The following is a 19,150-nucleotide window of genomic DNA, read 5'->3' as shown; positions in this document are numbered from 1 at the left end:
ATTATGTTTTCCGGGGTTTATATCACTTAATATTATGAGACATATTCTTGATAGGAATATTAGCATATAAAGCCGGAACAGTTTTTCCATCATTTGTTTCAGTATCAACATTTGTAATATTGATATCTATTCCATCCATATCAATTTCTGCATATTTTGAAAGTACCTCTATGATATCGCTTCTGATTTTTTGAAGAATTTCTGGTGAGCATGATGCACGATCAGAAACAAGAACCAGTTTAAGGCGATCCTTAGCAACATCACTTGAAGATTTTTTCTTGAAAATATCTGATATCTTCATAAAAATTGCCCCCCTCTATCACTTTTTCTTAAACCAAGAAAAAATTCCTTTCTTAGGATCCAAATCAAGAAATGGTACCTGTTCTCCACCTATTCTGCGGCAGATATTCATATAAGCCTGACCAGCAAGTGAGTTATCTCCAACAAGAGGTTCACCATTATTAGTAGCTACAACGATATTCTCATCATCAGGAACCTGGCCGATAAGGTCTACAGCAAGAATATCTATAACATCCTCAGCAGACATCATATCACCACGCTTAACCATGTCAGCACGAAGTCTGTTAACAATAAGATGTGTTTTCTTGATCTCATTAGCCTCTAAAAGACCGATAATTCTATCTGCATCTCTTACAGCTGAAACTTCAGGTGTTGTAACAACAAGTGCTCTATCTGCTCCAGCTATAGCATTTTTGAATCCCTGTTCAATTCCTGCAGGGCAATCAAGAATTACATAATCAAACTCTTCCTTAAGCTCTTCTGTGAGCTTTTTCATCTGCTCAGGAGTTACGCTTGTCTTATCCTTAGTCTGAGCTGCAGGTAAGAGGAAAAGATTCTCATATCTCTTGTCTCTAATAAGAGCCTGATTGCGCTTGCAATTGCCTTCAATTACATCTACAAGATTATAAACAATCCTGTTCTCAAGTCCCATTACAACGTCAAGGTTTCTAAGTCCTATATCTGTATCAATAAGAACAACCTTTTTATTAAGTTTTGCTAAACCTGTACCAATATTGGCAGTAGTGGTTGTTTTACCAACACCACCCTTACCTGATGTTACTACTATAACTTCTCCCATATCTTTCCTCCAAATATTATTTGTTTAACTGTCTTAAAAAAGCAGGTCCATATAAAGACTTAACTATATGTCCGTTTTCAATATATGCTACTTCAGGCTCATTGTTTTCTGCACTTGCAAGTAGTTTTTTCTTTTTAAGTCTAAGTTTAGGCCCCTTTTCAGCATCTGGTGAAATAGCAATTGAATCAGCAATTCTGACCTGCAATGGATTAAGATCAAGAGCCATTACAAAAGCTCCTCTGTCTCCGCCTGCACCTGCAAACGCGTTTCCTCTGAGCTCTCCCAAGATAAAAATACTGCCATAGGACACAACGCTTGCGCCGGGTTTTACATCTCCAAGTATTACTACGCTCTGCTCGCAGGATATATCCTGACCTGAACGAAGATTACCATTGTAGATAAGCGCATTGTTATTATAATCCTGAATGATCTGCTCCGGAGCCGCTGTCTCAGCCGTTTCACTTTTTAAAGATGATGCTGAATCTTTAGAATTAACAGATTTAAAAAGTCTTTCCTCTTCAGACTCTTCATCTATAACACAAACAATTTTTAATTGTGAATGTTCTGTAATAATATCAACTATTTCTTTTTCTTCTATTTCTGAAAGCTTACGTCCTCTGACTATAAGCCCCATGGAGTTGTGACCCAAAAAGCCAGATGCTTCTTCAAACCTTTTTGCAGCCTCAACCTTTAACTCTTCAAATGGCGTTTCATTATCGAGAACCAGTATTATCCCTGATTTAGTGCCCTTTATTGTAACCGCCTGATTCAAAATTCCACCACCAATCTATCAAAAATTCATACCTATACAGTATAAAACATTTGTTCTTAAAATCAAAGTACGAATTTACGTCTATAAAACGCTAAAAACAGTCAACAAAAAGAGCTTGGTTTCCCTTCTTAATAAGAATTAAAACCAAGCTCAATAATGTTTTATTTAATGAATAAAAGATTAGTTAAGACCAGCTGCCTGCTTTGCAACTTCTTCAGCGAAGTTCTCGTTCTTCTTCTCGATTCCTTCACCTGTCTCAAAACGAACAAATCTCTTGATAGAAAGCTTAGCGTTGTTGTTCTTAGCAACCTGTGCAATGTACTGACCAACTGTCTGCTTTCCGTCTTCTGCTCTTACATAAACCTGCTCATTAAGGCAGATCTCTTTGAGCTCTTTGTTAAGACGTCCGATAAGCATCTTCTCAATGATTTCCTGAGGCTTTCTCTTTCCTTCTGGAAGCTCCTCGTTCTCTTTCATAGCCTGAGCAAGAAGGATTTCCTTCTCATGGTTTCTGTACTCTTCTGAAACATCTTCAGAAGCAACATACTTAGGGCTAAGAGCTGCAACCTGCATAGCTACATTCTTAACAGCCTCTTTGATGTCGTCATTAACAACATCTGTCTCAGCCTCAACAATAACAGAAATTCTACCATTACCGTGAACATAAGGAACTAAGATACCGTTAGAAGCTACAACCTTCTCGAAACGTCTGATGCTAAGCTTCTCGCTGATAACTGCTGTGATCTCAACAAGAGCATCATTTACAGTCTTAGACTCATCAAGGTTCCATTTCTCAGCAAGGAATGATTCCATATCCTTAGAATCTGAATTAACAGCCTGTGTTGCAACAGCCTCAACAAATGCCTGGAACTTATCGTTCTGAGCAACGAAGTCAGTCTCTGAGTTAACCTCAACAACTGCTGCTGTTGTGTCATCCTTAACAGCGATTCTTGTAAGACCTTCAGCTGCGATTCTGCTAGCTTTCTTCTCAGCCTTCATGATACCGTTCTTTCTAAGGTATTCTACTGCTGCGTCCATATCTCCGTTAGTCTCTGTAAGAGCCTTTTTGCATTCCATCATGCCTGCGCCAGTTGACTCACGAAGCTCTTTAACTAATGCTGCTGTGATAGCCATTCATTTATCCTCCGATATTTTATATTTATTCAAATTCGCAGCCAACCAGAATTGATTGACTGCGTTTTAATTCAAAAAACTGATTACTCTGTAACTTCCTCAGACTCTACAGCTTCTTCTGCATCATAGTTAGCTGCTGCATCAGACTCTGCGCCCTGATTAGCTTCGATAACAGCATCAGCCATCTTGCCAACAATAAGCTTAACAGCTCTGATAGCATCATCGTTACCAGGAATGATGAAGTCAAGTTCTTCAGGATCACAGTTTGTATCACCGATACCGATAAGTGTGATTCCAAGAGACTCTGCTTCCTGAATGCAGATTCTTTCCTTCTTAGGATCTACTACGAAGATAGCATCAGGGATTCTCTTCATATCTCTGATTCCGCCAAGGTTTGCCTGAAGTTTTGTGAGCTCTTTCTTAAGCTGAGCAACTTCCTTCTTAGGAAGAACATCAAATGTTCCATCTTCCTGCATCTTCTCGATAGCTTTCATTCTAGCGATTCTGCTCTGGATTGTCTTGAAGTTTGTGAGCATACCACCAAGCCATCTCTCGTTAACATAGTACATTCCGCAACGCTCAGCCTCAGTCTTAACTGCGTCCTGTGCCTGCTTCTTTGTTCCAACGAAAAGGATTGTTCCACCCTGCTGTGCAATTTCGAATACAGCCTTATAAGCCTCATCTACCTTTACAACTGACTTCTGAAGATCGATGATGTGGATTCCGTTTCTCTCTGTGAAGATGTAAGGAGCCATTTTAGGGTTCCATCTTCTTGTCTGATGTCCAAAGTGAACACCTGCTTCAAGTAACTGTTTCATTGATACAACGCTCATGTTATTACCTCCATTTGGTTAAAATCTTCCGTATACTCTTGGCCGTTGCTCCCATCCGCGCGTTATCAGAAGGGCGGCTCCCGATCAGATCAGCACTTTGCTGACACCATATCAGGAATTAAATATACGTGCATATTTTTGTTACTGCCAATAGACAGTCTGTGCAATTAGGCATAATATCCCCTTTCACACAGCTTTATCATATTATCATAGACAAAACCATAATTCAACACTTTTTTGCAATAAAAACCCTGCTTTTATTTGTAAAAGCAGGATTTAATGATCATTTTGTGATTATTACCGCAATTTCGGCATATGTTGCACCTGCCGGAATCACTTTTGTTCCGGATCTTATTATTCTGTCTTTTCCCTGATCTATAAGATATCTGTTAAATGCAGAGGCATTATCTATAACTCCTGCATTATATAAAACCTGTGCCACTCCATCAGAGCCTAGTCCACCGGGAATTGTAACAGTCTTGGGTTCAGTATTTATAGAACCCGCCTCAGTCAGGTTAGTTTCTTCAGAAGAAGCATTTACAATTGTATTTGTACTTGTAGCAGCTGTGCTCTCTTCGGTTTTTGTTTCACTTTTTCCAACTGTCGATGCATCTACATTTTCTTTTGTAGAAGCATTCGCCAAAGATGAATCCTCTTTTTCCTTTGATACTAATGTCGAAGCTTCTGAAGAAGAGTTGCCTGAATCTGCTGTATCTTTGCTCTTCTTATCTTCTGTTTCTTTCTCTTCTTTAGCCAGAGTAGAAACAGATTCACTTGCGAGAGCGACTGTTTCGTCGACTTCTTCAAATATTTCTTTTCCTGCTTCATCCAATGTTTCACCGGATGAAGATGAAAGTGTCGCGCCATCGTTTTCCACCTCGCCTGTTCCGCCTGTAAGCACGCCGCCTTCCGCCATGCCAAGCTCTTTTGCTCTCTCAATTACCTGGGCGTCACTGATAGTAGCCTTTCTGCCTCCCAGAGCAAATCCCATGATTATCGCAGTAAGAATAACACCAATTCCGATACCGCGAAGATAATACTTTAATTTCATCCCCTAAACTTCCTTATTTTACTTTCCTGTGTTTATTTGAAAGGTCGATGACCAGCTTGACTTCGCCTATTCCAAGGCCAAGTTCCCTGGCAATGACCATATTAGACTTTCCAGCCTTATGCATTTCAATGATCTGTTTATTCTGCGAAACAGGATCAACTGCTGTGATCTCTTTCATGTTTTTGTCAGGATTAACAGGCTTTGCTTCTGATATCGATACAACTTTTGCACTGACTATTTCCTTAGGAGCAGTTTGTTCGCTACCTGTATTTCCGATAACGTGAAGGCCTGATGCCTGCGTCCTTGATATTACCTGAGCCGGTATCTCATCAAGTTCCTTAAGTTCTTTTATATTTCTCTCATCAACATAGCCGCTTTCAATAGGAGCATCCTCCTGGATCTGCGGTTCTTTAGCGGGTACAACAATCTTTTCTTTATAAGGAATCTGAATACCACTGAGTGTATCTTTTTCCTCATCCAAAAGAATTGCCCGAACTTTCTTTTCAGGAACAGGTACAGCTGCATCCTGAATGCTCTTTAAAGATTCAGCCTTCTGAGCAGCATCACGCGCTGTGGCTTCTGCATCTAAAACAGCCTGTTTTGCCTCATCAGTTTTTTTGGCAACTTCTGAAACAACATTGGTAAGATTTTTATGCTTGTCATTAAGCATATCATACATAAACATTACTTCATCATGATTTTTATGGATATCATTTATGACGGTGTCAGAATATTCACCGATAGCAGAAAGCTTTTCGTTAGAAATGCGCTCCATTGCGCGCTCAGTTCTATCTAAAGAAAGATCTACGGTATCATCAACCATAGTTTCAATAGTCTCTTTTTGGTCCTCGACCTCACGACGAACAAGCTCACGAATCTCCCTCTCCATGAGCAATTTATCTTCTTCATCAAGATCCTTACTCGCAGGAAGAAGATACCCCAATATGATCGCGGCAAAACCTGCCACAATTAATACAATCTCAGTGATACTAATCATTGTCTCCGCCCAAATGCCCCATAAAAAAGTAATTTTGATTCGATATTTTATTATAATATAGAAATATTAAATCTTCAAATCAAAACCCGAAGAAAGCCTAAGATCAACAGGTTTTCCGTTCCTGTCCATCATATTACCGGCCATCTTTTCCATTTTTTCAACAGATAATTGCCTCTCAAGAATAGGATTTTTCTCCTCTTTTGAGCCCTTCCTGTTTCTTCCGCCATCGCCCATGTACTCGTTGCTGCCCTTGTCCTGAGCATCGGAATGCATCTCACCCTGTCCTACGTCGTCTTTTTGATTGACAGAATTCTTTTGATTGTCGACTTCTTCATTAAACTGAGTCTGAAAATTCTGCCTGTCCATAAGAGGGCGGGAATCTTCTGCCGCTTTTACATGAGAGACTTCATTGGAAGCAGCAATTACCCCAAAATCAATTCGGTTAATTGACATAGCTTTTCTCCTCCATTAAAACCAATTCCCCTAAATTGGCGCCAGTCTTACATCACCTTCTTTTACAACAAATCTGCTATATTGAACCGGCTTTTTTACTATCATGGACAATTCCCCAATGTTCACGGTAGTGCCGGGATAAGCAGTCCCCTCTACAATTACTTCAGCCTCTTTGGCCTCCTGAAGCTTTTCCATCAACTGAGTATATTCCTCGGCATCATTTTCAATGCTTTCAGTTAATGTTTTATTCATATCTATCAGCTTTTTAACACTGGCAACCTGTTCCGGTGAGAACTTGGCTCCAGCCTTAAGCATCTTACTAAATCCATCAATAGTAGGCTTTATACTTTCTATATTTTTCTGAGATAAAGCCATATTTTTCTGAAGTTCTTTTAATCTTAATTTAAGTTGCGGATCAGAGCCCACATCTATTATGGTATTGGCTCCCATTTCTGATCCCAGGATCTTGGCCTGTACTTTATCAGCAGCAATTACCTTGCCGCCTGCAATAAAGCCTCTTTTACCGGTAACATTAACCTCTGTTCCGGATGAAACATTTGAATGCAGGATACATTCACTTGTAATGCTTCCCTTTGCTGTTATTGTAGCATTTTCTATAAACTTTGTAACTACATTTCCGCCTGCAATTATATTTCCGCCTGCTTTTGCTCCGCACTCTAAAATAATGTCAGAGCCTGCCTCAAGTGTTGCGCCTTCAACGATTCCCTTAACAACTATGTTTCCACCTGCTTTAACAGAAAAATTAGATGACACAACCCCCTTTACGACAACGCTTCCCTCATAATCAATATTTCCTGTTGCAACATCAACATTTTCAAGAGTAAGGACATCTGAAACAGTGACCTTTCCCTCTTTTAAAGTCACATGTCCTGACTTTTCCGCCTTTAATGTCATTTTATCTTCAGATAAAACAGTATTCTTGCCATATTTTATAAATGTGGTCTTAACAGCAGCAGGTTTTATATTTTCACCATAGATATTTATGCCCGGCTCGCCCAAAACTTCTTTATGGAGGGTTGCTAAAAGATCTCCCTCATTTACATTGTTTATGAGATTGAGATTAAAATAATCTACACTTCCATCCTCTTTAAGAGTAGGTTTTGCACGCAGATTGGTATTAAAATGGTATTCAACTTTTGCGTTTTGCCCCTGCTTGACTGGCTTTCCCTGACAGATAAGGATTTCCTTGCAGTATTCTCTATGTTCAAAGAAATTATGTATATTTTCAGTCTGAATCCCATATGAATACTTTCTGTAAGCAAGAGTATCCATGATCTCTTTTTCCGTCAAAAGCTCAGCGCCTTCTGTAGGAGGAAAAAAATAAGCTGTGACAGTCATATGATCCTTGGAAACATCAAACTTCACGCCTTCTCTTTCCGGAAGAATCTTAGCTTCAGAAATAATGACAACGTCATCCTCTGCTTTTGTCACAGCTTCATTTAACACAACAACATCATATTGAATTTTTCTATCTTCCAGGTAATCACGGACAATATTCACATCCAGAGCTTCATCTCCGTTAGTAGGAGGAAAAACCCTGATTCCTGTGCCATTATCAGTAATTACCAACTGGAAATAACCATTCATATTAAACCATCCTCATCTGGAACTTGTTATTATCCCCAAATAATCACCAAGTTTGTTTCTCATCTTCTGCAGTGCCTTTGTATGAAGCTGCGAAACACGTGATTCTGAAACCTCCAGGACTTCACTTATTTCCTTCAATGTAAGCTCCTCATAGTAATAAAGGAGGATAACTTTCTTTTCTTTATCTGTAAGAAGCTCTAAAGATTCAGCAAGCATCTTCTTGAGCTCTTCTTTTTCAACAGCATCTTCAGGCTTAACAAAGCCTGCGCTGTGATTATTGGCATCTTCAGTAATATCAGCCCCCTGATCCATAAATTCATTGAGGGATACAACGCCTGTAACCTTCATCTGATTCTGCCAGTTCTGATATTCATCTTCTGAAATATCCATTTTAGCGGCTATTTCAGCATCAGTGGCAACATGGCCACTATCCCTTTCGATTTCTCTGATTGCAGCATCGATCTTTTTCTGACGTTGTCTGATCGTTCTGGGAATCCAGTCCATCTTTCTTATCTGGTCAAGAATTGCACCACGAATACGAAGGCTTGCGTAAGTCTCAAACTTAACATCCTTCATAAGATCAAATTTATCTATGGCATCAATAAGCCCAAAAATGCCATATCCCACAAGATCATCATATTCAACATTAAAGCCCAGATACATACTAAGTCTTCCTGCAACAAGTTTAACAAGAGGAGCATATTCCAGAATAAGCTTTTCTCTTATATCAGCAGATTTTGACTTATTATATTCTGTCCATAACTTATTTCTGCCTGCCTCATCCATGCATCAGATCCCCAAATCCTTTTATTTTATAGAATGTCTTTAATTTCCAAAGAATCTGTTTCCTCGCCGTTTCCACCATTTGCTTCTGCTTCCATGGCTGCCCTTGATTCTTCTTCAAGCCTTTCTGCTTCGGCTTTTTCTGCCATAGCTTTCTCGTAATTAATTTCAATAAATCTTGTGATCATCTTTTCTGTCAAAAGACCTATCACAAGAAATATAACAACAGTGGTGAAAACAATCACAAACCAATCCCCCACAGGATAGTGCTTAAAGTACGTAAAAACTGCAATTACAGCGGTACTTGAAAGCACTATCAGCGGAGTAATCAGTTTAGTATTAAACTTTTTTAATTCATCTTCATTATCGGTATTCATATAATCTTTTCTGGTTTTCCAACAGCTCTGATTACATAGTTACCATTTTCAGGATAAAAAATGACCGTTCTTCCATATGAATCGCCTGTGTCCTGAGCAAGAACCGGAATATTGAGCTCTTTTAACTTTTTCAGAGAAGCTGCAACATTTCTGTCACCGACCCTCATGGCCTGGGAAGCAGACTGAAACGCAAACATCTGCGCTCCGCCTGCAATCTTAGCAACGAGCCTTGTTTTATTGGCTCCCTTTGCTATGATCTGTTTCACCAGTTCTTCAATTCCCGTATCCGCAAATTTGGGAATATTAGAATTGTTCTTTATCTCAGTTGAATCCGGCAGCATAACATGTGCAAGTCCGCCAATCTTGGTTACAGGATCCCTAATTGCAATTCCAACACAGGACCCAAGTCCTAATGTCGTAATTCCGTCAGGGCTGACACAAATATTCAGATCGGCCATTCCAACCTTTATTATTTGACTCATAAGTCGCCCCTTCGTTAAAGTGAAACATCTCCCATTCCAAGTGAAGAGAGAATCTTACTGTAACCATCCATATCAGGTAAAAGAATAAAATATCCGCTAAGTTTCAGCTCATCAAAGAACTGTGTCTCGATAAGAAGGATCTTGTCGCCCATCATTCCAAACTGAATAGCAGGAACACTGAGGATTGCAGCCGCCATATCAATTGCAACATATGGTATTGACGGAACAAGCTTTAGGTTAGTCATCATAGACAGGGAGTTAAGATATGATCCTGTAATGATGTTTCCTACTTCTTTTAAGGCAGACATTTCTACCTCATCAAAATCGGCCTCTTCAGGCTTTGCCCCTGTGCCCATAAGTTTATCTACAAGATGTCTGGCAGCCTGCTTTCCAAGAAGGAACATGATGCTTCCATCAATATCTCCTTCTACAGCAAGGTAAATACCTGCCATGATCTTCTCAGCTCCGCCCATCAGGTCTCCTACATCCTTAAAATCAAGTAGCCTTACCTGAGGAACAGACATATCAACCTTAGTACCTATCATCTGTGCAAGTGCCGTTGTGGCATTTCCTGCACCAATATTACCCAGCTCTTTTAATACGTCAAAGTATTGGCTGGATAAATTATCCAAACTCATTTCACCCATTAGTTATCCTCCATCAGCTGGCATTTGATGCTTTTTCCTTTGCTTCCTTATCTGAAACAACTGCTTCCAGGTCGAGAATTGAAACCAAACCACCTTCATAATGGCCAACGCCACTTACAAATGAAGCATTTGATTTAGCCTTTTTGTCATCATATCTGACTTTCTCAACATTATTGGAATCGATCGTAAGAACCTGATTAACCTGATCAACAATAATACCTACGAGGTCGCCGGCATCAGTCTTGAGGATAATGATTCTGGATTTATTTGTTATCACATCTTCAGCAAGTCCCATCTTCATGCGAACGCTCATTACAGGAACGATCTCACCACGGATATTGATAACGCCCTTGAGGTACTCATCAACCTGTGGAACTCTTGTGATCTGCTGCATTCTAACAATGTTGTCAATGAATTTGATATTGATGCCATACTGCTCATCATCAATTTTGATAACAATATACTGGATAAGTTCTCCTACATCGGAATTATCTCTAAGTTCGTTCATCTTTATTCTCCTTTACCAAACTTAAGGTTCAAATCAGAAAATAGAATTAGTATCAAGGATAAGAGCAATCTCGCCATCGCCAAGGATTGTAGCACCACTTATCAGTTTGCACTTGTTGGTGTACTTTCCAAGAGGCTTGATAACGATTTCCTGCTGGCCCATGAGTTCATCTATTACAAGACCTGCAAGCTGGTCACCCTTTCTGGCAATAACAACAACCATATCCTCCTCTGGGTCCTTTGTGGATTCAGTATCAAGAACTTCACTAAGTCTGATAAGAGGAAGAACGCTGCCGCGAAGATTGATAACTTCCTTATTCTCTACAAACTTGATATCAGAAGGTGAAACATCTTCAATACTCTGAATTGAATCAAGAGGAATAGCGTACTTTTCTTCACCGATGATAACCATGAGAGCCTGGATAATAGCAAGTGTAAGAGGAAGTCTGATAACCCATGTTGATCCTTCTCCAAGTTTTGTCTTAACAGTTACTTCACCTGAAAGGGATTCAACTTTTGACTTAACAACGTCAAGTCCTACACCTCTACCTGAAATTTCAGATACCTGCTTAGCTGTTGAGAAGCCTGGATGGAACAAGAGCTCTACGCACTGTTTCTCAGTTAAAAGAGCTGCCTGATCAGGAGAAACAACTCCTTTTTCAATGGCCTTGTTCTTTACAGCCTCAGCATCAATACCATTACCATCATCACCAACTTCGATAACAACGCTGTTACCATCCTGGAATGCATGAAGGAAAATCTGTCCAACTTCAGGCTTACCACGCTGTGCACGAAGATCTGCAGATTCGATACCATGGTCTGCACTGTTTCTGATAAGATGCATCAGAGGATCACCGATCTCATCTACAACAGTACGATCCATTTCAGTGTCTTCACCAGTCATTGTAAGTTCCATCTTCTTGCCAAGAGTCTTATTAAGATCTCTGATCATACGAGGGAATTTCTGAAGAACACTCTCAATAGGAACCATTCGAACTTTCATGACTGATTCATGAAGGTTTGTGGTTACACTCTCAAGGTATTCGATCTGCTCATTTACATTTCCGTTGCTGACTCCTGATGTATTTGCTGCTGATATAAGTGAGTTCTTGGCAATGATCAGCTCACTCACAAGATTCATCAGAACATCCAGCTTTTCAATATCAACACGAACTGTTCTATTAACAACAGGTTTGCCGACAGGCTTCTTGCCACCGGCACCGGCGCCGCCAGCTCCAGCTGCTGCAGGTTTATTTTCTGCAGGTGCTGCAGGTTTACTTTCTGCTGGCTTACTAGCTGCAGAAGCTTCTGCTGCAGGTGCTGCTTCTGCCTTTTCTTCAGCAGGCTTTGCACCGCTCGGGTCATACTCGCCACACTCACAGGTTTCAACCTCAGAAACAGCCTTTACAATTTCTTCAACCTTTTCTTTTGATTCATCAGTAATAAGGATCAGGCTGAAAGAAAAATCAAATTTTTCATCTTCAATATCCTGGGTATTAGGCTCAGAAACAGCAATCTCACCAATTTCTTCCAGTCCCTTAAATACAAGAAAACCTCTTGCAGCTTTAAGGATACAGGATTCCTGGATATGTACTGTAACGCCATAGATCTTCTTACCCTGGCTTTTTGCTTCTTCTAATGTGGATTTAACAGATGGATCAAGGCGAATTGCCCTGTAATCCGAAGAACCGTCAGCTCCATCAGCAGGTCCATCAGCAGGTGCTGCAGAAGCTTCAGCTGCAGGTGCACTTTCTGCAGGCGCAGCAGCTGCAGCAGGTGCTGCGCCTCCGCCGCCACCACCATTTCTGATATCTGCGAGAGCTTTAATGATATTCTGATGTTCATCAGTACCTTCGTCCTGATTCTCGGTGATATTATCAACATATCCCTGAATAGCGTCAAGGCACTGAAGGAGAACATCAATGTCGGCAGATTTGATCTTAATCTTGCCGCCACGAACATCAGAGAAAACATCTTCCATATCATGAGTAAGATTCTGCATTCTGGTATAGCCCATAGTTCCTGCCATACCCTTCATAGAATGTGCAGAACGGAAGATCTCATTAATGCAATCTTCGTTCTCAGGATCCTGCTCAAGAGTCATAATGTTATCATTAAGTGACTGAAGGTGCTCCTTTGCTTCATCGAGAAAGACACTTAGATACTGGGAAACATCCATAACAATTTTACCTCCATATTAAAAAAGTGATAGGTCTTTCAAAAGTATATTCTTATTATCGCATACTTTTGAACATATTATCGGCTTTTTGAATGGAGGAATGCAGAAAAAAAACTTAAAGAAGTATTAAAAGAATATGAAATCCCTCAATTCACACCGACATTCATTATTATTTCCTGGGCTACATTCTCAAGTTTTACAACCTGATCCACAAGTCCAGCGGTTGCTAGAGCTTTGGGCATTCCATAAACGGTACAGGTACTTTCATCCTGACCGATTACATGAACTTTTTTCTTTGACTTTAAGTTCTTGATTCCTTCTGTTCCGTCAGCACCCATTCCGGTGAGGACCACACAACAAATCTCATCGTAATCAGAATCCATTAATGATTCATACATGAAGTTTGCACAAGGTCTTACACCTTCTCTGGTAGGACCATCAACGTAATGAATTACGCTCTTTGATCCACTTTTAACAATGTGCATATGCTTACCGCCTTTTGAGATGTAAACACATCCCGCAGCAAGAACATCGCCTTCAGCTGCCTCTTTAACAGTTACCTCACTGAGAGAATCAAGTCTTTCAGCAAGAGAAGCTGTAAAGCCTTCAGGCATATGCTGAACAAGAACAACCGGGGTTTTAAGATTTTTAGGAAGTTTTGGGATTACAGATTGAAGAGCTCTTGGACCACCTGTTGATGATGCAATAGCCACAATTCTGTTTCCAGTGATCTTACTTGCAGATCTGCTGACAAGCTCGACAACTTTCCTTGACTCCTTTACTTCCTCAATGGAGAACGTCCTTGCAGGCATTGGTGCTCTTGAATCGGCAACCGCCGCAAGGGTATCTATGAAATGCTTGGTGAAATCTTCACCTCTGCATTCAGATGCACGGTCTGGTTTATGGACAAAATCAAGAGCTCCCAGATCAAGCGCATCCATTGTGACCTTGGCACCTTCTTTTGTATCAGTACTGGCCATCATGATCTTTGCTTTGATCTTATTTTTTTGAAGCTCTTTTAATAATGTAATACCGTCCATTCTTGGCATATTGATATCAAGAACAACAGCATCATAACTCTTCTTTTTGAGAAGCTCCAGACCTTCAACTCCATCTTTGGCCTTATCAACCACCTGGAATCTTGAATCTGAATTAATGATATCACTAAGAACAGTTCTCATGAGTGCAGAGTCATCAATAATCAAAATATTTTTCATAATTAAGTTTGCTTCTTTCTTATTTTTCGTTCTTCTTCGAAGATAAAATGTATGATATCTTCTCTGGAAGTCTCATCAATGTACAGGTACTGAATACGGTGTTCATATAGCCCCGGCCTGTTCTCAAGTTCCTGGACTTTCAGAACATGGCATATCATTTCATACTCGTTTGAACTACCAGCTCCCGGAAGCTTATAGGAACAATAGATAGTATCACCCTCTTCATAGCGGAAATTTGCTACGAATCTAAGTCCTCCTCCACTTATATCTACAACAACGCTTCTCTGAAGCTGAACACCCGGATCAACAAGATATTTTCTGTTATTTTCAAATGCTTCCTTTTCTTCTTGGGAACAAAGTCTGGATTTTAACTCCAGTGCGCAACTAAATCTGTAATATTCTCGTCTCTGTAATTTTTGTAATTCAGAAGTAAGATCCAAGACCAGAATATACATATTATCGCTTCTATATCTATCGACAATTTTTGAAAAACATTGAAACAATCCTTTAGTACTGTAAAAACAAAGGCTGTACTCTCCATCTACAGGAAGAAGTACAAGTTTGCCCTGTTCGAAAGGCATCAGGACTTCAATCCTGTCATCGGATGTAACATCCATAACCTTACTCATATAAATATGTTTGGTTCTGGAATCATCTTCCATCCAGATCTTTCCGGTAGCTTTTAACTCCACTTTTATTCCGGGTGATATATAATCACTGAGCATTAATTAGTTCTCTCCATTCATTGTGTATTTGGTGCACTACCAATAATGTTAGGACCTGCTGAAGGCAATGTACTCAGTTTCCTTCCTGTAATGATATGTGAAAAGAAAGCTGCCATTCCCCTTGGTTTAATAAGTGCGGTATCCGTCGGATTCATAAGCTGTGTTGCAATAGATTCAAATGCCTTTACAGATTTGGCATTTGGATACTGTATTGAAACCGGCGATTGCTGCATCACACTTCTTGATAACATTTGATCCTGGGGTATTGCCCCCATATAAGTTAACGGCAATTTTAAATATCTGGCAACCACAGCATTTAACTTGTTAAAAAGCTGTTGCCCCTCCTCCGCTGATGACACTCTGTTCGATACCACTTTTACTTTAGTATCCTCTTTTGAAAATCTTTGTGACTGATTAAGTGCCTTTAGTAGTGAATAGGAATCAGTTATAGATGTCGGTTCAGGCGTTGTCACAAGTATGATCTCGCCACTTGCAACCAAAAATTCCATAACTGCATCAGATATTCCTGCACCTGTATCTATTATTATTATATCAGCAATTGCGTCAAGTTCTGCAAGATTAACAATAATATAGACCAGATAATCACGACTAAGGTTATACATGCCCGAAATACCTGATCCACCTGAAATAAAGCCAACTCCTTCAGGCCCCCAGGTGATAATGTCTTTAATATTTTTTCCCTGATAGATCAAATCGCACAGATTATGTTTTGGCACAGTTCCAAACATAATCTCAATATTAGCAAGTCCAAAATCCGCATCGAGAATTATAACTCTTTTACCCATTCTCTTGAACTGGATTGCCAGATTTATCGCGACATTTGATTTACCAACACCACCTTTACCACTTGTGACAGTAATTATCCTGGCAAGAGGTCTGGCGGGCTTATTTGAATTCTTAATAATATTTCTAAGCTGTTGTGCCTGATCCATAAACTACCCCAACAAATTTACTTTCCGCCAAGCAAATGCTTTACTATCTTTTGAGCATCAAATACTGCAATATCATCAGGAACGTTCTGGCCGTTTGTAATATAAGCCACTGGTGCCCCTGTATGCATCCTTACATTGTACAGATTACCCTTAGCCCCGGTTTCATCCATCTTTGTAAAGATCAGTCTGTATGCAACCATTTCTGAATATGCATCAGCTATCTCAATAAGATCCCTGTACTTTGTAGTTGCTGATAAAACAAGGAAATTCTCACATTCAATAATATCTTCCAAAACTCTGATATAGCTCTCAACATCCTGCTTAAGTTCATCGTTGTGAAGCGAATGTCCGGCCGTATCAACCATAATGTAGTCATAATCCTTGAAATCTTCAGCCGCCTGCTTCATTTCATCTACTGAATAAATTACTCTGAAAGGTATCTCCAAAATCGAAGCATATGTTCTAAGCTGCTCAGCTGCTGCGATCCTGTATGTATCGACTGTCAAAAGAGCTACTTTCTTTTTCTGGGTTACAGAAAGCTCAGATGCAAGTTTTGCAATAGTGGTTGTCTTTCCAACGCCGGTAGGCCCAATAAATATTTCAGCTCTTGGTCCCTCTTTTTCAAGATCGATGGGTTCAGATTTTCCAAATTTAAGAACCATCTTCTGATAGACATTTGCAAGAGCAAAGTCAAAAGGAAGGCCCGGTTTACTTATTTTTTCGACTTCATCAGTAAGCTGATTTACGTATATTTCATCAACTTCATTTTCTATAAGAGTATTGTACAATAATTTGATAAACGATAAGGTTTCCTCGGAAACTGAAGCCTTAGATGAAGGCTTTGCCGAAGTTTCTTCGGAAGGCTCAGGAACAAATTCAGCAGTCTCCTTATCAGTCTTAAGGAAGTTCTTTTCAAGAAGAGAACTTAAGTTATCGAGCTTCTCCTCAATAGCACTGTTATCATCCCTTATATCTTTATTCTCCCTTACCTTTGTGGCGTTAAGAGTCGCCGAAGCAATAGTATCCCTCTGGCTGTTCTGGACATTTTCTCTTTGCGGCGAAAGGGTTCTGACAGCAGGTTTTTCGGGTTCATCCTCCAAAGCAACCGTCACTTCAATTTTTTGAGACTGGAATAAAGAAAGAAAACCTGTCTTTTTCATTGGCCTTACATTCATAACAACAATGTTAGTGCCAAGCTCCTTTCTTGCCTCTTCAGTAGCCTCATTCTCAGTTTTTCCAACATACTTTTTGATAATCATATTATGCAGTTACCATCCCCACAGATTGTAATTCAATGTTAGCCTCAACTTCATTATATGAAATAACAACTAAATCCTTATAATAGTCCTCAGTCATCTTCTTAAAATACATCCTGACTATAGGTGAAGCCATGATGATAGCCTGTTTTCCGGCTTCTTCAAGCTTTCTGACCTGTTCGCCAACAGAATTAAGAATCGACTTAGTCCTTGCCGGATCAAGAGTAAGATATGCGCCTGTCTCGGTCTGTTTAACGCTGCTCATAATCTCCTGTTCTATCTTAGGGTCAAGAGTCACGACGCTTGTGGTCTCACCCGGCATAAAGAATTTATTAGAAATCGCTCTCTTTAGTGACTGTCTCACATACTCTGTCAAGATATCAGGGTCGTGAGTTGATGGAGCAAAATCTGCCAATGTCTCAAAAATTGTAACAAGATCTCTTATGGAAATACCTTCTTTTAGAAGGTTTTGTAATACCTTTTCTATCTCACCAAGGCTCATAAGCTTAGGAACAAGTTCATCCACAAGAGCAGGATTGTTCTCTTTTAGATTATCAACGAGATTCTGAACATCCTGTCTCGTCATAAGCTCTGCTATATGTTCTCTTATGATCTCTGTAAGATGTGTAGCTATAATTGACGGAGGATCAACTACTGTATAGCCAAAGCTCTCAGCTCTTTCTCTCTGTCCCTCAGTGATCCATATAGCAGGCAGATGGAAGGATGGCTCAAAGGTCGGAATACCTGTGATCTCGTCCTCTACATGTCCTGGATTCATAGCCATGTAATGGTCAAATAAGATCTCACCATCACTCACCTGTATACCTTTAATTTTAATGATATATTGATTAGGATTCAACTGAATATTATCTCGAAGACGAATTATTGGAACAACAGTTCCAAGTTCAAGTGCAACCTGTCGTCTTATCATTACAACTCGGTCAAGAAGATCTCCTCCCTGGTTTACATCAGCAAGCGGTATAATACCGTATCCAAATTCAAGTTCAATAGGGTCAACCTGCAAAAGACTTGTAACATTTTCAGGCTGTCTGATCTCTTCTGCTGAAGTTTCCTCAGGAGATGTGGCTTCTGCCTCAGTCTGGACCTCTTCAATTGTCTGACTTGCAACTCTTCCAAGAAGTATAAAGCCAGCACCAAAAGTAACATACAAAAGTGTAGGTAGCGGTGAAAAAATACCAAGTCCTGCAACAACGCCGCCAACAAGATAAAGAGTCTTTGGCATTCCAAAGAGCTGATTTATTAGGACATGGCCAAAATCCGCTTCTTTAGAACCCTTTGTTACAAGAATACCTGTCGACATCGATATCATAAGCGAGGGAATCGAGCTTACAAGTCCATCACCCATAGTCAATATTGAGTATGTATTAATGGCAGTATTTACATCCATACCCATTCTGAGTACACCCATAGCAATACCGCCAATCAGGTTGACCGCAGTAATTATAAGGCCAGCTGTTGAATCTCCCTTAACATATTTGGTAGCACCATCCATTGCGCCAAAGAAGCTCGCTTCTTCCTGTATCTTACTTCTTCTTTCTTTTGCCTCTGCATCTGTTATGGCGCCTGTATTAAGATCGGCATCAATAGCCATCTGTTTACCGGGCATAGCATCAAGTGTAAATCTTGCTGATACTTCAGCTACACGCTCAGAACCTTTGTTGATGACCATGAGCTGAACAATTATGAGAATTACATAAACAATAGCTCCCACAATAAGGTCGCCGCCACCAACGAATGAACCAAATACAGTAATAACCTGCCCTGCGCTTCCCTGCGTAAGAATAAGTCTTGTAGACGAAACGTTAAGAGCAATCCTGAAAATCGTAGTAAACAAAAGGATCGTTGGGAAAAAAGACATTTGAAGCACTTCCGTTGCGAACATCGCAGTAAACATGATCACAAAGGATAAAGACATATCAAATGCCAAAAGTATATCGAGCATCCAGTCTGGAAGGGGAATAATGAGCATTACAATAGCTGCTACGATATAAAGAGCAAGACCATAATCATAGACTCTGTTTCTTATCTTAGATAAATCCATGCCACTATCTCCTTT

General features: G+C 39.9%; 20 protein-coding genes. All 20 read right to left on the bottom strand.

The window, feature by feature from the left end:
• Positions 1 to 22 precede the first annotated feature (22 nt).
• The 20 genes from minE to flhA all read right to left on the bottom strand — a co-directional run bounded on the left by minE (position 23) and on the right by flhA (position 19,135).
• A complete protein-coding gene (gene minE / locus G585_RS0106945; protein ID WP_022773937.1) occupies positions 23 to 301 on the bottom strand; it encodes a cell division topological specificity factor MinE in 279 nt (92 codons plus the stop codon).
• Between the two features lie 18 nt (positions 302 to 319).
• Positions 320 to 1,099 (bottom strand): septum site-determining protein MinD, encoded by a 780-nt coding sequence (gene minD / locus G585_RS0106940; RefSeq protein ID WP_022773935.1) that lies wholly within the window; start codon positions 1,097 to 1,099, stop codon positions 320 to 322.
• 16 nt (positions 1,100 to 1,115) lie between these two features.
• A complete protein-coding gene (gene minC, locus G585_RS17475; protein ID WP_022773934.1) occupies positions 1,116 to 1,871 on the bottom strand; it encodes a septum site-determining protein MinC in 756 nt (251 codons plus the stop codon).
• A 180-nt stretch (positions 1,872 to 2,051) separates the two neighbouring features.
• Positions 2,052 to 3,005, bottom strand: coding sequence for a translation elongation factor Ts (gene tsf / locus G585_RS0106930; RefSeq protein WP_022773933.1), 954 nt, complete (start codon positions 3,003 to 3,005; stop codon positions 2,052 to 2,054).
• Positions 3,006 to 3,088: 83 nt separating this feature from the next.
• Entirely contained in the window at positions 3,089 to 3,838 is a 750-nt protein-coding gene (rpsB, locus tag G585_RS0106925; RefSeq protein ID WP_022773931.1) for a 30S ribosomal protein S2, read from the bottom strand.
• Between the two features lie 283 nt (positions 3,839 to 4,121).
• Entirely contained in the window at positions 4,122 to 4,889 is a 768-nt protein-coding gene (locus tag G585_RS0106920) for a hypothetical protein (RefSeq protein ID WP_022773930.1), read from the bottom strand.
• Positions 4,890 to 4,902: 13 nt separating this feature from the next.
• Positions 4,903 to 5,886 carry a DUF6115 domain-containing protein gene (locus G585_RS0106915; RefSeq protein WP_022773929.1) on the bottom strand — a complete coding sequence of 328 codons (984 nt, stop codon included), beginning with the start codon at positions 5,884 to 5,886 and terminating at the stop codon, positions 4,903 to 4,905.
• Between the two features lie 66 nt (positions 5,887 to 5,952).
• The gene (locus G585_RS0106910) at positions 5,953 to 6,339 is read right to left on the bottom strand and encodes a hypothetical protein (protein WP_022773927.1); all 387 of its coding nucleotides are present in this window, start codon (positions 6,337 to 6,339) and stop codon (positions 5,953 to 5,955) included.
• 30 nt (positions 6,340 to 6,369) lie between these two features.
• A complete protein-coding gene (locus tag G585_RS0106905) occupies positions 6,370 to 7,947 on the bottom strand; it encodes a DUF342 domain-containing protein (RefSeq protein WP_022773926.1) in 1,578 nt (525 codons plus the stop codon).
• A 12-nt stretch (positions 7,948 to 7,959) separates the two neighbouring features.
• The gene (locus tag G585_RS0106900) at positions 7,960 to 8,733 is read right to left on the bottom strand and encodes a FliA/WhiG family RNA polymerase sigma factor (protein ID WP_022773925.1); all 774 of its coding nucleotides are present in this window, start codon (positions 8,731 to 8,733) and stop codon (positions 7,960 to 7,962) included.
• Positions 8,734 to 8,759: 26 nt separating this feature from the next.
• Positions 8,760 to 9,107, bottom strand: coding sequence for a hypothetical protein (locus tag G585_RS0106895; protein ID WP_022773923.1), 348 nt, complete (start codon positions 9,105 to 9,107; stop codon positions 8,760 to 8,762).
• Positions 9,104 to 9,589: a chemotaxis protein CheD gene (locus G585_RS0106890; RefSeq protein ID WP_022773922.1), complete on the bottom strand. Its 486-nt coding sequence runs from the start codon at positions 9,587 to 9,589 to the stop codon at positions 9,104 to 9,106. Before G585_RS0106890 ends, G585_RS0106895 begins: the two co-directional genes overlap by 4 nt.
• A gap of 14 nt (positions 9,590 to 9,603) precedes the next feature.
• Positions 9,604 to 10,236, bottom strand: a complete 633-nt coding sequence (locus tag G585_RS0106885; protein ID WP_022773920.1) for a chemotaxis protein CheC — start codon at positions 10,234 to 10,236, stop codon at positions 9,604 to 9,606.
• A 13-nt stretch (positions 10,237 to 10,249) separates the two neighbouring features.
• Positions 10,250 to 10,744, bottom strand: coding sequence for a chemotaxis protein CheW (locus tag G585_RS0106880; protein WP_022773918.1), 495 nt, complete (start codon positions 10,742 to 10,744; stop codon positions 10,250 to 10,252).
• A 33-nt stretch (positions 10,745 to 10,777) separates the two neighbouring features.
• Complete coding sequence (locus G585_RS0106875; RefSeq protein WP_022773917.1) at positions 10,778 to 12,922, bottom strand: chemotaxis protein CheA; 2,145 nt, start codon at positions 12,920 to 12,922, stop codon at positions 10,778 to 10,780.
• Between the two features lie 146 nt (positions 12,923 to 13,068).
• Entirely contained in the window at positions 13,069 to 14,139 is a 1,071-nt protein-coding gene (locus tag G585_RS0106870) for a protein-glutamate methylesterase/protein-glutamine glutaminase (RefSeq protein WP_022773915.1), read from the bottom strand.
• Positions 14,140 to 14,141: 2 nt separating this feature from the next.
• On the bottom strand, positions 14,142 to 14,864 hold the full coding sequence (locus G585_RS0106865) for a flagellar brake protein (RefSeq protein WP_022773914.1): 723 nt from the start codon (positions 14,862 to 14,864) through the stop codon (positions 14,142 to 14,144).
• Between the two features lie 17 nt (positions 14,865 to 14,881).
• Positions 14,882 to 15,817 (bottom strand): MinD/ParA family protein, encoded by a 936-nt coding sequence (locus G585_RS0106860; RefSeq protein WP_022773912.1) that lies wholly within the window; start codon positions 15,815 to 15,817, stop codon positions 14,882 to 14,884.
• Between the two features lie 17 nt (positions 15,818 to 15,834).
• The gene (gene flhF, locus G585_RS0106855; RefSeq protein ID WP_022773910.1) at positions 15,835 to 17,076 is read right to left on the bottom strand and encodes a flagellar biosynthesis protein FlhF; all 1,242 of its coding nucleotides are present in this window, start codon (positions 17,074 to 17,076) and stop codon (positions 15,835 to 15,837) included.
• 1 nt (position 17,077) lies between these two features.
• The gene (gene flhA, locus G585_RS0106850) at positions 17,078 to 19,135 is read right to left on the bottom strand and encodes a flagellar biosynthesis protein FlhA (RefSeq protein ID WP_022773909.1); all 2,058 of its coding nucleotides are present in this window, start codon (positions 19,133 to 19,135) and stop codon (positions 17,078 to 17,080) included.
• Between the last annotated feature and the right edge of the window lie 15 nt (positions 19,136 to 19,150).

Source organism: Butyrivibrio sp. AE2015 (assembly GCF_000420825.1).
In the GTDB taxonomy this organism is placed as follows: domain Bacteria; phylum Bacillota; class Clostridia; order Lachnospirales; family Lachnospiraceae; genus Butyrivibrio.
This window is presented reverse-complemented; position numbering and strand designations above follow the sequence as displayed.